The sequence below is a fragment of the Anoxybacillus andreesenii genome (assembly GCF_030813005.1).
Lineage (GTDB): Bacteria > Bacillota > Bacilli > Bacillales > Cytobacillaceae > Robertmurraya > Robertmurraya andreesenii.
In genome coordinates, this window is the sequence record NZ_JAUSTU010000009.1 from 160,781 (window position 1) to 174,938 (window position 14,158).

The window sequence follows — 14,158 nt, forward strand, 5'->3', positions numbered from 1 at the left end:
TGAGACAGTTGCATAAATGGTTTAACGTTGGAAAAATAGTGAATACACATGGGATTAAAGGCGAAGTACGAGTAATATCAAAAACAGATTTTCCCGAAGAACGCTATGCTCCGGGAAATGAAATTTATTTATTCATGCCTGGTGAAACTGAACCTACCCCATTAACCATTGAAACTCATCGCGTTCATAAGAATTTTGACCTGCTAACCTTTAAAGGCTATGAAAATATGAACGAGGTCGAAAAGATGAAGGGCGGTATCTTGAAGATCCATGAAGGTCAGTTAACGGAGCTTGAGGACGATGAATTTTATTTTCATGAGATTATCGGCTGTCTTGTATTTACGACAAAGGGGGAGGAAGTCGGCAAGGTAAGCGAAATTTTAACCCCGGGAGCCAATGATGTTTGGGTTATAAAAGGTAAGGGTGGAAAAGAAATCCTCATCCCATATATTGAACAAGTTGTTAAAAAAGTTGATGTAAAAGAAAAAGTCATTCTCATCGAACCAATGGAAGGGCTTTTGCCATGATGAACATCGACGTTTTAACACTTTTTCCTGAGATGTTCGAAGGGGTTTTAGGAAGCTCCATCTTAAAAAAAGCAGCGGAGCAGAAAGCTGTACACTACAATATCGTTAATTTTCGTGAGTTTGCGGACAACAAGCATAAGACCGTTGACGATTACCCATACGGTGGCGGGGCAGGAATGGTATTAAAGCCACAGCCTATTTTTGACGCTGTCGATCATTTGAAGGAGCAGGCTAATAGTAAGAAGCCACGAGTCATCCTTCTTTGTCCACAAGGAAAGCCTCATCATCAAAAGCTCGCGGAAGAGCTCGCAGGGGAGCAGCATCTAATTTTCATTTGTGGTCATTATGAGGGCTATGACGAAAGGATTCGGCAGAACCTTATTACAGATGAAATCTCCATTGGTGATTATGTGCTGACAGGCGGTGAGCTTGGGGCGATGGTGATTATTGATAGCGTCGTGAGACTCCTGCCAGAAGTTCTCGGAAATGAAGAATCCCATCGACAGGATTCGTTTAGTACAGGTTTCCTTGAGCATCCACATTATACAAGACCAGCTGATTTTCGTGGCATGAAGGTTCCGGACGTTCTAATCTCCGGTAATCATCGTTTGATTGACGAATGGCGAGCAAAGGAATCGTTAAAAAGGACGTACGGGCGAAGACCTGATTTACTTCAAAAAATTGAGTTGACGGATACACAAAAAAAATGGCTGCTAGAATTTGAAAACGAGCAAAAATAAGGTTGAAGTAGTACTTGAATTATGGTATGATTCTTTTTGTGACTTAGACTGATAATAGTTTTTGTCTTATAACGATGTTCCGCTGCATTTTTTTGAAGAAGTAGAGTTGTGCAAGAGCATCTGTTGGAAGGAGTTGAATACGATGCAAAAATTAATCGAAGAAATCACTAAAGAACAACTTCGTACTGATCTTCCTGCGTTCCGTCCTGGTGACACTGTACGTGTACACGTTAAGGTTGTCGAGGGTACTCGTGAACGTATTCAGATTTTTGAAGGTGTTGTGATTAAGCGTCGTGGTGGTGGAATTAGCGAAACCTTTACAGTTCGCAAAATTTCTTACGGTGTAGGCGTTGAACGTACATTCCCAGTACACACACCAAAAATTGCGAAGCTTGAAGTAATCCGTCGCGGTAAAGTTCGCCGTGCGAAACTTTATTACCTACGTAGCCTACGTGGTAAGAAAGCTCGTATTAAAGAAATTCGATAAGAGTTTAAGGAAGAAGGGAGCTTGTGATCGTAAAAATCCTGCAAAGATTTTTACATACAAGCTCCTTTTTTATCAGATAAAAAGGTAAGGACAACCTCCATGTTAGCCTGTTTTGTTTGCTTAAGGCTGTTCAAGCTGCTTGTGTTTACCTTAGAAGACTGCAATATTTACTTTTTTCTTTGAAATTGCAATAATAATCTAAACGGTAATTTTAGAATTGGTGGGATGATGGTGACAAAAAAGAAAAATGAGCTATGGGAATGGACAAAGGCATTAATAATTGCAGTTGTACTAGCAGCTTTTATCCGTTATTTTCTATTCGCACCGATCGTGGTAGATGGCTTATCGATGATGCCAACCTTACATGATCAGGATCGAATGATCGTGAATAAATTCAGCTATAAAATTGGGGAACCAAAGCGATTTGATATTATCGTATTTCATGCTCCTGAGAACAAGGATTACATAAAGAGAGTAATTGGCTTGCCAGGTGATAAGATTGAATATCGAAATGACACGCTCTATGTTAATGGAAAAGCATACAAGGAGCCATATTTAGATGAATTTAAAAGCAAGGTCATCGATGGGCCGTTAACTGAGCCATTTACATTAGAAGAGGTAACGGGCTATGAAACTGTTCCTGAGGGGCATCTATTTGTCATGGGAGATAATCGACGCTACAGCAAGGATAGTCGCCATATTGGTACGATTCCAATGGAAAAGGTTCTTGGTAGTACAAGCATGATTTATTGGCCTTTAGATGACATCAAAATTGTTAAGTAGTGAAGACATCGGAGAGAGTACAAGGGAGGTGCTATGATGACAATACAATGGTTTCCAGGCCATATGGCAAAAGCACGCAGGGAGGTCACAGAGAAGCTTAAGCTCGTGGATATCATTTTTGAGCTTGTGGATGCGCGAATTCCATCCTCTTCTCGAAACCCGATGATTGATGAAATTATTCAGCATAAACCGAGATTGGTGCTCCTTAATAAGGCAGACATGGCTGACAAAGAGGTAACGAAGGAATGGATCCGCTATTTTGAGGATAAGGGGATTAGCGCACTGGCGATCAATTCTCAGGCTGGGGTTGGGATGAAAGAGATTGTCTCGGCATCAAAAGCCATCCTGAAGGAAAAATTTGATCGTATGAAAGCTAAAGGGGTCAAGCCGAGAGCGATTCGAGCGATGATTGTAGGGATTCCTAATGCAGGGAAATCAACCCTAATCAATCGCTTAGCCAAAAAGAACATTGCAAAAACAGGCAATACGCCAGGGGTGACAAAGGCCCAGCAGTGGATTAAGGTCGGAAAAGAGCTAGAGCTGCTAGATACTCCAGGTATTTTATGGCCGAAATTCGAAGATCAAGAGGTCGGTTTGAAGCTTGCTTTAACTGGTGCCATTAAGGATACGATTTTGAACCTTCAGGATATCAGCATCTACGGACTGCATTTCCTTGAGCAAGAGTACCCTGACAGGCTCAAGGAAAGGTATGGCATCGAAAGGATTCCAGAGGAGATTGTAGAGCTGTTTAACGAAATTGGCAAACGCCGGGGTGCCCTGATGAGTGGCGGAGAGGTCGATTATGATAAGGTAGCCGAACTCGTCATTCGCGATATACGGACAGAACAGCTAGGGCCATTGTCATTTGAAAAACCTGAGTTAACCATATAAGGATACGAAATGGACCTTCATGCTTTTTTCGAAGGTCTTTATTTTTTTTCTGTCTTGTCGATAAACAAAGTAAAGGGAGAAGTGAGGCAACACCGTGAATAAATGGACGATAAAAGAAATAGAACAATTATTACATACAACAGAGGAAAATGACTCCTTAATAGAGGAAATAAAGCGTGATAACCGTAAAGGAGTACAGCAGCTCTTAATTAAGTGGGATAAAAGAATCCTTGAAAAAAGACAAGCGGAAGAGAAATTCCAGCAAATGAGCATCTATGAACAAAAGGCTCGTCAAAGAGGCTACAGACATATTGCAGGTATTGACGAAGTCGGAAGGGGACCTCTTGCGGGGCCCGTAGTAGCTGCCAGCGTCATTTTGCCAGAGGATTTTAAATTATTAGGCTTGGACGATTCCAAGAAGCTTACGGAGGAAAAAAGAGAGAGATTTTTTAATGAGATTCAGGCTCATGCGATTGCCATTGGCATTGGCATGATCGATGCCGAGGAAATAGATCAATTGAATATATATGAAGCAACAAAGAAGGCCATGCTTGCTGCTATTCAAGGGTTATCGGTTTCCCCGGATTATCTATTAATCGATGCCATGCCATTAGAAACACCCTATCCATCAGAATCGATTATAAAAGGGGATGCATGCAGTGTGTCAATTGCTGCTGCTTCAATTGTTGCAAAGGTAACGAGGGATCGGATGATGAAGAAAATCCATGAGGAATTTCCTGCTTATCATTTCTTAAAGAATATGGGGTATGGAACGAAGGAGCATTTATTAGCACTGGAACGGTATGGTGTATCCCCCTATCATCGACGAAGCTTCGAGCCTGTTAAAAGTATGGTCGCGAAACCAAATATAAAGTGAGAGGATTTCAATGATAACAAACTTCATTCAGTCCCTACAGCATCAAGAAATATCCCCCGAAATGCTAAAAAGGCAGTTTCAACCTGGCCAAATCTTTTATGGGAAGGTCTTGAAGCTCTATCCAAACCAAGTTGCGGTGGTCCAGGTAGGTAATCAAAGACTTGTTGCTAACCTTGAAGTTCCCTTATCGGCAGATGCCAAGTACTGGTTTCAAGTGGAATCTGGGGAGGGGAAAATTCATCTAAAGGTTTTACCCATGGGTGCTCAGTATGGTGATGACAATTCTTCCTTGACTGGCCTTTTGAAGCAAATGCAAATACCGGCGACAAAGGAAAATGTAGAGCTGATCAACTTTTTTATCAAAGAACAATTACCCGTTTCAAAGGAAAAATTACTGAATGCCCACCATCTCTTAAAAACAAATGACTTTAGTAAGGAATCCTTTGCAGCTCTTAAAGAAGTTTTCATGAGGAATCTCCCTGTTACGAAGGAAACCTTTTTAAGCGTCCTTTCATCTATCAAAAATGAACCCTTTCAAAATGTGATCCAAAATCTGCGAACTCAGCTCACGGAAGGACCGATCACAAAGACAAGTGAACCGTTGCTCCAACTAATCGATGCTCTTTTATTAACAGGTCAAGAGAAGGGCGAGAAAGCGACGGGGCAGGACATAAGGTGGGAGAATGGGAAACAAGTGGCAGACCACTTGAAAAGTCTAATCGGGAAGTTGGGCTTCCAATATGAAAACCAAGTCCTTTCAAGCCTAAAAGAAGCACCACAGCTCAATGTACAAAAGCTTGAATCACTCAAGGCAGGCCTATTGCGATTTCTTAGTGAGGAACCGCCAGCTCAACTTAAGGAGAGCTCAGAAAGGCTTCTTCATAAAATAACGGGGATACAGCTGCTGTCGAATGATGCTGGGCCTATTCAGCAATATGTAGTTCAAGTTCCGCTCTCGCTTTGGAACAAAACGACGGATTTAACGATCCAATGGAACGGCCGGAAAAAAGAAAATGGGCAGATTGATCCTGATTACTGTCGTATTCTTTTTTATCTGGAGTTAGAGTATCTAAATGAAATCATTGTGGATATGCAAATTCAAAATCGGGTGATGAGTATACGGATCATTTCAGATGTAACTGAGATACAAGGCTTTGCTGCTCCTTTTACGGAGGGCTTACGGAACAATCTTGATGAGCTCGGCTTTAAACTGAGCAATATTGCTTTTCAAAAACCAAGTATGCCAGAGAGAAAGCAGCAGAGTGGGCCGAAACCAAGCTATCATCCTACACATTACACAGGAGTTGATATTCGCATATGAAGGAAAGGAAGGATATTAGAAAGGAAGCTGTAGCGTTAAGCTATGATGCGGGTAGCTATGATGCTCCAAAAGTTGTCGCAAAGGGGAAAGGGATGGTAGCGGAGAATATTTTAGCAAGAGCAGCCGAACACCAAATCCCCGTCCAGCAGGACGCTTCCTTAGTAGAATTACTTGGACAATTGAATATCAATGAAACTATTCCAGAAGAATTATATCAAGCTGTGGCAGAGGTCTTTGCGTTTGTTTATAAAACAAATCAAAGGGCTGGCAAGAGGAATTAAAGCTTGCTCTCATGAATATTGTGTAAACCTACCTATTCATGATGAGAGAGCTTTTATTTTTTTGCTAGAGTAATGGAAAGAAAATTATTATTTTTGGCATAATGGTAGACAACTTATTTTTAGTCTTATAAAATGAAAGCGCAGTCTATATTTTATCGTTGCAAAGATCATGTAAAAGGTGAGAAATTGATATGCGCATCGAAGCATTTTTATATCCTTTTACAAAAATAAGGAGGATGGGTAATGAATATTCACGAGTACCAGGGCAAGGAAATCCTGAAGTCCTTTGGGGTTACCGTTCCGAACGGAAAAGTGGCTTTCACCGTTGAAGAGGCTGTTGAGGCAGCGAAGGAATTAGGCACGGAGGTTTGTGTAGTTAAGGCGCAGATCCATGCAGGGGGACGTGGTAAAGCTGGTGGTGTAAAGGTAGCTAAGAATCTTGATGAGGTTCGTACATATGCAAGTGAGATTCTAGGGAAGACTCTTGTTACACACCAAACTGGTCCAGAGGGGAAAGAAGTAAAACGCTTATTAATTGAAGAGGGCTGCGATATTAAGAAGGAGTACTATGTCGGTCTTGTCCTTGACCGTGCCACTTCTCGTGTTGTTCTAATGGCTTCTGAGGAAGGCGGAACAGAAATTGAGGAGGTAGCAGCAAATACTCCTGAGAAAATCTTTAAAGAAGAGATCGATCCAGTCATTGGCTTACAGCCATTCCAAGCGAGACGGATCGCTTTTAATATTAATATTCCGAAAGAATTAGTAAATAAGGCCGTCAAATTTATGATGGGTCTTTATCAAGCATACATTGAAAAGGATTGCTCTATTGCTGAGATCAACCCACTTGTTGTCACAGGTGACGGAGATGTCATGGCGCTTGATGCAAAATTGAATTTCGACTCGAATGCACTTTATCGTCAAAAGGATGTTCTTGCTTACCGTGATTTGGAAGAAGAGGATCCAAAGGAAATCGAGGCATCTAAATATGATTTAAGCTATATTTCCCTAGATGGAAACATCGGCTGTATGGTTAATGGGGCCGGACTTGCGATGGCAACGATGGACATCGTTAAGCATTATGGGGGAGAGCCCGCAAACTTCCTAGATGTTGGGGGCGGTGCAACTGCTGAAAAGGTAACAGAAGCATTCAAAATCATCCTTTCTGATCCGAATGTTAAGGGTATTTTTGTTAATATCTTTGGCGGAATTATGAAGTGTGACGTCATCGCCACAGGAGTTGTGGAAGCTGCAAAGCAGGTAGGCCTTAACGTACCTCTTGTCGTTCGACTTGAAGGAACAAATGTTGAGATTGGGAAGAAAATACTTGCTGAATCTGATATTGATATTATTGCAGCTGACTCTATGGCAGACGGTGCACAGAAAATTGTTAGTTTAGTAGGGTAGTTATAAATCAGAAAGGAGAGAGACTAGATGAGTGTATTTATTAATAAAGATACGAAAGTGATTGTTCAAGGTATAACTGGTTCAACAGCTCTTTTTCATACGAAGCAAATGCTAGAGTACGGAACAAAAATTGTTGGAGGTACTTCACCTGGTAAAGGCGGCATGGAGGTAGAAGGTGTACCGGTTTTTAATACAGTGAAGGATGCGGTTGAAGCTACTGGTGCGACAGCTTCTGTTATTTATGTGCCAGCTCCATTTGCAGCCGATGCCATTATCGAGGCTGTCGATGCTGAGCTAGAGCTTGCGATTTGTATTACGGAGCATATCCCAGTATTAGATATGGTCAAGGTGAAGCGCTATATGGAAGGGAAGAAGACCCGTCTTGTTGGACCAAACTGTCCTGGTGTGATCACTCCTGACGAATGTAAAATTGGCATCATGCCTGGATATATCCACAAGAAAGGTCATGTTGGCGTTGTTTCCCGCTCTGGTACTTTAACCTATGAAGCGGTGCATCAGCTTACAGAGGCAGGAATTGGCCAGTCTACTGCGGTCGGAATCGGTGGGGACCCAGTTAACGGAACGAATTTCATTGATGTTCTAAAAGCATTCAATGAAGATCCAGAAACCTATGCAGTTATCATGATCGGGGAAATTGGCGGAACCGCAGAGGAAGAAGCGGCTGAATGGATCAAAGCAAATATGACGAAGCCGGTCGTGGGCTTCATTGGTGGCCGTACTGCACCTCCAGGAAAACGGATGGGACATGCTGGTGCGATCATTTCTGGTGGAAAAGGGACTGCTGACGAAAAAATTCGTGTGATGAACGAATGTGGCATTGCCGTAGCAGATACTCCATCTGTGATGGGTGAAACATTGATCCAGGTTCTTAAAGAAAAAGGACTTTATGATAAATGTAGAACACATTAATTTGAGTGGGTCCCCTTATTTAAGGGGACTCCGCTTATATATTCTTGGTTTGAGCTAAATAAGCCTATCCATACATGTGAACGGGTTTTACTCGGTACGAGTAACGTAGTGAACATGTATGGATAAGGCGAAATTTTACGTATATTAAGAAGGAGGAAAATACATGGATGAATTTAAGAAGCGGCTTATTCATTTACACCATTGTCGTGGTGTTGGCTGGAAAACGATTTTTCAAATCTTAAGAAATGATCCTCAATTAACTTCTTTGTACAAAGGAAAGCCTTACCCCTTTTTACCAATCCCTAGCCAAGAACTTCTCCTTCAAGACCTTCATTCAAGTGTCATCCCGGAACAAATTCGACAATATTCCAACAATCATATTCACACGATTACGATTCTTGACGAGCAATACCCAGAGCTTCTGAAAGAGTCCTATGAGCCTCCTTGGGTTCTTTATGCGAAGGGGGATATCAGCCTATTAAGGAGAGAGGTAAAGCTCGCTGTGGTCGGCTCTAGACAGCCCTCAGATTACGGGAAAAATGCGATTGAAGCCATTTTTCCGAAGCTTATTGAAAGGGACGTCTTAATCGTAAGCGGGCTAGCAGCTGGTATCGATGCCATCGCCCATCGAACAGCGATAAAGAATAAGGGAACCACGATTGGGGTTATAGCCGGGGGATTATTCCATATTTATCCGAAGGAAAATAAGGATTTGGCATTAATGATGATGAAAGAAAACCTTGTACTTTCGGAATATCCCCCTCACACAACCCCCTCAAGATGGCATTTTCCAATGAGAAATCGTATTATAAGTGGGATGAGCAAAGGAACCTTTATCGTTGAAGCGAGGCAAAAGAGCGGTTCTCTTATTACTGCAAACTGTGCGGTGCAAGAGGGGCGTGAGGTCTTTGCCTTACCAGGAAATATTTTCAGCGCCAACTCATCTGGTTCAAATGAACTCATCCAGCAAGGTGCAAAGCTTGTACAATCCGCAGAGGATATTTTGGAGGAACTTTTTAGTTATTAAGACATGATTTTCTACAAAAATGAGATATTTTTATCAAAAAGGTTGAAAATATATGAAATCTAGTATACATTTTGCAACAGATGTTTCATTCGTATGAACCATATGATCGTAAAAGGACCTTGATAAAAAAATGGTCATCCTTGACAATTGATATTGCTCTGTTTAATAATAATGAATATTTGAACAATTAATTCATGCGATGAATACGTATATTTTTACAGGGGCTTGATTAACATCGAATTGAAAATAGAATCCCTCTTAAGGAGGACAATGAATGTCAGATTTTCTAGTGATCGTCGAATCGCCTGCCAAGGCTAAAACGATAGAGAAGTATTTAGGAAAAAAATATAAAGTAAAAGCATCGATGGGACATATTCGTGATTTACCGAAGAGTCAAACGGGAATTGATGTCGAGCATAACTACGAACCGAAGTATATAACCATTCGTGGAAAGGGTCCGATTTTAAAGGATTTAAAAACAGCTGCCAAAAAGGCTAAGAAAATTTATCTCGCAGCTGACCCCGATCGTGAAGGTGAGGCAATTGCATGGCATCTGGCCCATAGTCTTGACATCGATATCAACTCTGACTGCAGGGTTGTTTTTAACGAGATTACAAAGGATGCCATCAAAGAGTCCTTCAAGTACCCAAGACCGATTAATATGGATTTGGTGGATGCCCAGCAGGCACGAAGAATTCTCGATCGACTTGTTGGTTATAACATTAGCCCTCTTCTTTGGAAGAAGGTTAAAAAAGGCTTGAGCGCTGGTCGTGTGCAATCAGTAGCAGTAAGATTAATCATTGATCGAGAAAAAGAAATTAAAAGCTTTATCCCTGAGGAGTATTGGTCCATTGAAGGACAGTTCCTAAAAGGTAAAGATAGCTTTGATGCTCTGTTTTATGGTGTCAATAATGAAAAAATGGAACTCCACTCTGAGGAAGAAGTTCAAAATATATTGAAACAGCTCAAAGGGAATTCATTTACGGTCACTGCGGTAACGAAAAAGGAACGTAAGCGTAATCCAGCTGCCCCCTTCACCACTTCTTCACTTCAGCAGGAGGCAGCAAGAAAGCTCAACTTCCGGGCAAAGAAGACGATGATGCTTGCCCAGCAATTGTATGAGGGAATTGATTTAGGTAAAGAGGGGACCGTTGGATTAATCACTTATATGAGAACAGATTCAACAAGAATCTCTGAAGTGGCTCAAACTGAAGCTGCAGAGTATATTGAATCTTCGTATGGGAAGGATTTCTTACCATCAGAGAAAAGAAAAGAAAGAAAAAATTCAAATGCTCAGGATGCGCACGAGGCCATTCGCCCGACGAGTACTCTTCGCGAGCCTAGCACATTGAAGGAGTTCCTATCTCGCGACCAATTACGATTGTACCGTTTAATATGGGAACGTTTTGTTGCCAGTCAAATGGCCCCTGCCGTTATGGATACGATGAGTGTTGATTTGAAAAATGGCGATGTGGGGTTCCGAGCAACCGGCTCCAAAATCAAATTTCCTGGGTTTATGAAGGTTTATGTAGAGGGTACAGACGATCAAACGGATGAGACCAAGAATAATATGCTCCCTGACCTAAAGGAAGGGGACGAGGTGCTAAAAAAAGATATTGAGCCAAAACAGCACTTCACCCAGCCTCCTCCGCGCTACACAGAGGCAAGGCTTGTAAGAACATTAGAGGAGTTAGGAATTGGTAGACCTTCTACTTTCGCACCAACCTTGGACACCATTCAAAAGCGTGGATATGTTTCCTTAGATAACAAGCGATTTGTTCCAACTGAGCTGGGAGAAATCGTTCATGAACTGATGATAGAGTTTTTCCCTGATATCCTTGATGTTGAGTTTACAGCTAAGATGGAGCAGGATCTCGACTTTGTAGAGGAAGGGAAAACAAAATGGGTAGAAGTTATCGATGAGTTTTATAAGGATTTTGAAAAGGACCTGAAAAAAGCCGAGAAGGAAATGGCCGAGGTTGAGATTAAGGATGAACCTGCTGGAGAAGATTGTGAGAATTGTGGAAACCCAATGGTTTATAAGATGGGTAGATATGGGAAATTCTTAGCCTGCAGTAATTTTCCAGATTGTCGCAATACAAAACCAATTGTGAAAGAAATCGGTGTCAAATGTCCTAAATGTGAAAAAGGAAGTATTATTGAAAGAAAAAGTAAGAAACGCCGTATATTCTATGGCTGCGATCGTTTCCCTGAATGTGATTTTATTTCTTGGGATAAGCCTTTACCAAGAAGTTGTCCGAAATGTGAAGGACTACTTGTGGAGAAAAAACTTAAAAAAGGCGTCCAGGTCCAATGCGTTCAATGCGACTACAAAGAGGAACCACAGTCTTAAGGGTGAGCAACCAGCTCACTCTTTTTAATGCTTTCGAAGGGAATAATAAGAAGATCCTACGGATGACCTAATGCTTGAAACTTTTTTATTCGGCTAACGTAATGTAAAATGCATATGGAGACTAGAGCTACATATGACAACTGGAGGTTTACTGAAATGACAGATCAAGTTGTGAACGTTATAGGTGCGGGGCTAGCTGGAAGTGAAGCAGCTTGGCAGGTGGCAAAGCGTGGAATTAAGGTGCGCCTCTATGAAATGCGACCTGTCAAACAAACACCCGCTCATCATACAGATAAATTTGCTGAGCTCGTTTGCAGTAATTCGTTAAGAGCAAATGCATTAACGAATGCTGTAGGAGTATTAAAGGAAGAAATGAGGAGACTGGATTCTGTCATTATCCGATCTGCTGATGAGTGTGCCGTTCCTGCTGGTGGGGCATTAGCGGTCGATCGTCATGAATTTGCAGACAAGGTAACAGATCAAGTGAAGAATCACCCAAATGTTACTGTCATTAATGAGGAAGTAACCGAGATTCCTGAAGGTACGACGATTATTGCGACAGGTCCGCTTACAAGTCAGGCGCTTGCATCAAGCCTTAAGGAATTGACAGGTGAAGATTATCTTTACTTTTACGATGCTGCTGCGCCAATCATTGAAAAAGACAGCATCAATATGGACAAGGTATATTTGAAATCAAGATATGATAAAGGTGAAGCGGCATATCTGAATTGCCCAATGACAGAGGAGGAATTTGATCGCTTCTATGAGGCACTTATTTCAGCTGAAACGGTACCCTTAAAGGAGTTTGAAAAGGAAATTTTCTTTGAAGGGTGCATGCCGATTGAAGTAATGGCTAATAGGGGCAAGAAAACCATGCTTTTTGGTCCGATGAAACCAGTTGGTCTTGAGGATCCAAGGACAGGGAAACGCCCCTTTGCGGTTGTTCAGCTTCGTCAAGATGATGCAGCAGGAACTTTATATAATATTGTTGGCTTTCAAACCCATTTGAAATGGGGGCCTCAGAAAGAGGTTATTCAATTAATTCCGGGCCTAGAAAATGCCGAAATTGTCCGCTACGGCGTCATGCACCGCAATACTTTTATCAACTCCCCAAAGGTGTTAAAGGCAACCTATCAATTTCGTAATCGGAATAACTTGTTTTTTGCCGGTCAAATGACAGGCGTTGAGGGCTATGTTGAATCAGCAGCAAGTGGTTTAGTAGCAGGGATTAATGCGTCTCGCTTTGTAGAGGGAAAGGAGCCCATTGAATTTCCCCAGGAAACAGCTATTGGGAGTATGGCGAAATACATTACGACGACGAATGCGAAAAATTTTCAGCCTATGAATGCAAACTTTGGGCTATTCTCTGATCTTCCTATAAGGGTAAAGAGCAAAAAAGACCGAGCAGAGCACCATGCAAATCGTGCGTTGGAGACAATTCAGAACTTTGTGAAAAATTTGTAAATATATTGCAAGGGCATAGCAGTTGTGCTATTATTTAGTAGCTATGCCCTGTGAGGTGAGAATAGATGGATGGACAATTACAAGGGACAACAAAAGCGTTCTTGCAATATCTACAAATTGAAAAGAACTATTCCCCGTACACCGTTGAATTCTATCATAAAGATATTCTAAGTTTCTTCATGTTCATGTCTGAACAATCTATCGATAATCTGGAATCCGTGGAATATTCTGATGTGCGTATTTATTTGACAAGGCTATTTGAACAAGATTTGGCACGGAAATCGATAGCGCGGAAAATTTCAAGCTTACGAAGCTTTTACAGATACCTTTTGAGAGAAGGACTGGTAGCTCATAATCCTTTCACTCAAACATCGATACCAAAGGTTGAAAAAAGATTGCCCGATTTTTTCTATGAGGAAGAATTAGCAATCCTTTTTGGGTCCTGTGATCTGAAAGACCCTCTTGGACAACGTAACAGAGCAATTCTAGAACTCCTATATGCGACTGGAATTCGTGTGAGCGAATGCTGCGGCATCCTGCTTCAGGATATTGATTTCGATTTATCTACTCTTCTAGTGCATGGGAAGGGGAGAAAGGATCGCTACGTCCCATTTGGAAATTTCGCTCATGAAGCATTGGAAAGATACATAACATATGGTCGGAAGGATATCCTAGCTCATTTTAACAAGGAGCATCAATATTTGTTTGTTAATTCAAGGGGAGGTCCATTGACAACAAGAGGATTAAGGACAGTTCTTAACAGTATTTTGGAGCGTTCATCTTTCAATGGGAAGATACATCCTCATAAGCTGAGACACTCCTTTGCTACCCATCTTTTGAATAACGGTGCAGACATGAGGACAGTACAAGAATTGTTGGGTCATGCTAGTCTTTCATCAACACAAATATATACCCATGTAACCAACGATTATTTAAGAAAGACGTATCAAGCTCATCACCCAAGAGCTTAAGAGCCTTAAAGTCCTGCGGTAATATGTCAAGCCCAAAAATCTAAGGAATTGGAAATTTTAAACCCACCAGCATCTAAAAAAGGCAATACTAAAGAAACCCAG

The 14,158-nt window shown here is 41.5% G+C and carries 14 protein-coding genes; all 14 read left to right on the forward strand.

What is annotated here, in order from left to right; all coding sequences use genetic code 11:
• Nucleotides 1–8 precede the first annotated feature (8 nt).
• The 14 genes from rimM (at nt 9) to xerC (ending at nt 14,056) form a co-directional block, all read left to right on the forward strand.
• Nucleotides 9–527: a ribosome maturation factor RimM gene (rimM, locus tag J2S07_RS11335; RefSeq protein WP_307150510.1), complete on the forward strand. Its 519-nt coding sequence runs from the start codon at nt 9–11 to the stop codon at nt 525–527.
• Nucleotides 527–1,267, forward strand: coding sequence for a tRNA (guanosine(37)-N1)-methyltransferase TrmD (gene trmD / locus J2S07_RS11340; RefSeq protein WP_307150530.1), 741 nt, complete (start codon nt 527–529; stop codon nt 1,265–1,267). The genes rimM and trmD overlap by 1 nt, the downstream gene beginning before the upstream one ends.
• A gap of 142 nt (nt 1,268–1,409) precedes the next feature.
• On the forward strand, nt 1,410–1,754 hold the full coding sequence (rplS, locus tag J2S07_RS11345; RefSeq protein ID WP_307150511.1) for a 50S ribosomal protein L19: 345 nt from the start codon (nt 1,410–1,412) through the stop codon (nt 1,752–1,754).
• A gap of 231 nt (nt 1,755–1,985) precedes the next feature.
• Entirely contained in the window at nt 1,986–2,537 is a 552-nt protein-coding gene (gene lepB / locus J2S07_RS11350) for a signal peptidase I (protein WP_307150512.1), read from the forward strand.
• A 36-nt stretch (nt 2,538–2,573) separates the two neighbouring features.
• Nucleotides 2,574–3,428, forward strand: coding sequence for a ribosome biogenesis GTPase YlqF (ylqF, locus tag J2S07_RS11355; protein WP_307150513.1), 855 nt, complete (start codon nt 2,574–2,576; stop codon nt 3,426–3,428).
• A 94-nt stretch (nt 3,429–3,522) separates the two neighbouring features.
• Nucleotides 3,523–4,305 (forward strand): ribonuclease HII, encoded by a 783-nt coding sequence (gene rnhB, locus J2S07_RS11360; RefSeq protein ID WP_307150514.1) that lies wholly within the window; start codon nt 3,523–3,525, stop codon nt 4,303–4,305.
• 10 nt (nt 4,306–4,315) lie between these two features.
• The gene (locus tag J2S07_RS11365; RefSeq protein ID WP_307150515.1) at nt 4,316–5,626 is read left to right on the forward strand and encodes a TP0910 N-terminal domain-containing protein; all 1,311 of its coding nucleotides are present in this window, start codon (nt 4,316–4,318) and stop codon (nt 5,624–5,626) included.
• Nucleotides 5,623–5,907: an EscU/YscU/HrcU family type III secretion system export apparatus switch protein gene (locus J2S07_RS11370; protein ID WP_307150516.1), complete on the forward strand. Its 285-nt coding sequence runs from the start codon at nt 5,623–5,625 to the stop codon at nt 5,905–5,907. The genes J2S07_RS11365 and J2S07_RS11370 overlap by 4 nt, the downstream gene beginning before the upstream one ends.
• A 243-nt stretch (nt 5,908–6,150) precedes the next feature.
• The gene (sucC, locus tag J2S07_RS11375; protein ID WP_307150517.1) at nt 6,151–7,311 is read left to right on the forward strand and encodes an ADP-forming succinate--CoA ligase subunit beta; all 1,161 of its coding nucleotides are present in this window, start codon (nt 6,151–6,153) and stop codon (nt 7,309–7,311) included.
• A 27-nt stretch (nt 7,312–7,338) separates the two neighbouring features.
• Nucleotides 7,339–8,241 carry a succinate--CoA ligase subunit alpha gene (sucD, locus tag J2S07_RS11380; protein WP_307150518.1) on the forward strand — a complete coding sequence of 301 codons (903 nt, stop codon included), beginning with the start codon at nt 7,339–7,341 and terminating at the stop codon, nt 8,239–8,241.
• Nucleotides 8,242–8,404: 163 nt separating this feature from the next.
• Nucleotides 8,405–9,268, forward strand: coding sequence for a DNA-processing protein DprA (gene dprA / locus J2S07_RS11385; RefSeq protein WP_307150519.1), 864 nt, complete (start codon nt 8,405–8,407; stop codon nt 9,266–9,268).
• Nucleotides 9,269–9,542: 274 nt separating this feature from the next.
• Nucleotides 9,543–11,621, forward strand: a complete 2,079-nt coding sequence (topA, locus tag J2S07_RS11390) for a type I DNA topoisomerase (RefSeq protein ID WP_307150520.1) — start codon at nt 9,543–9,545, stop codon at nt 11,619–11,621.
• 156 nt (nt 11,622–11,777) lie between these two features.
• Complete coding sequence (gene trmFO / locus J2S07_RS11395; protein WP_307150522.1) at nt 11,778–13,085, forward strand: FADH(2)-oxidizing methylenetetrahydrofolate--tRNA-(uracil(54)-C(5))-methyltransferase TrmFO; 1,308 nt, start codon at nt 11,778–11,780, stop codon at nt 13,083–13,085.
• Between the two features lie 65 nt (nt 13,086–13,150).
• Nucleotides 13,151–14,056 carry a tyrosine recombinase XerC gene (xerC, locus tag J2S07_RS11400; protein ID WP_307150523.1) on the forward strand — a complete coding sequence of 302 codons (906 nt, stop codon included), beginning with the start codon at nt 13,151–13,153 and terminating at the stop codon, nt 14,054–14,056.
• Nucleotides 14,057–14,158: the final 102 nt, after the last annotated feature.

Bases quoted from the DNA above. Each gene is read 5' to 3' on its own strand.
- rplS (WP_307150511.1), top strand. From the start codon at position 1,410: ATGCAAAAATTAATCGAAGAAATCACTAAAGAACAACTTCGTACTGAT.
- xerC (WP_307150523.1), top strand. From the start codon at position 13,151: ATGGATGGACAATTACAAGGGACAACAAAAGCGTTCTTGCAATATCTA.
- sucC (WP_307150517.1), top strand. From the start codon at position 6,151: ATGAATATTCACGAGTACCAGGGCAAGGAAATCCTGAAGTCCTTTGGG.
- J2S07_RS11365 (WP_307150515.1), top strand. From the start codon at position 4,316: ATGATAACAAACTTCATTCAGTCCCTACAGCATCAAGAAATATCCCCC.
- sucD (WP_307150518.1), top strand. From the start codon at position 7,339: ATGAGTGTATTTATTAATAAAGATACGAAAGTGATTGTTCAAGGTATA.
- topA (WP_307150520.1), top strand. From the start codon at position 9,543: ATGTCAGATTTTCTAGTGATCGTCGAATCGCCTGCCAAGGCTAAAACG.
- ylqF (WP_307150513.1), top strand. From the start codon at position 2,574: ATGACAATACAATGGTTTCCAGGCCATATGGCAAAAGCACGCAGGGAG.
- trmFO (WP_307150522.1), top strand. From the start codon at position 11,778: ATGACAGATCAAGTTGTGAACGTTATAGGTGCGGGGCTAGCTGGAAGT.
- dprA (WP_307150519.1), top strand. From the start codon at position 8,405: ATGGATGAATTTAAGAAGCGGCTTATTCATTTACACCATTGTCGTGGT.
- trmD (WP_307150530.1), top strand. From the start codon at position 527: ATGAACATCGACGTTTTAACACTTTTTCCTGAGATGTTCGAAGGGGTT.
- J2S07_RS11370 (WP_307150516.1), top strand. From the start codon at position 5,623: ATGAAGGAAAGGAAGGATATTAGAAAGGAAGCTGTAGCGTTAAGCTAT.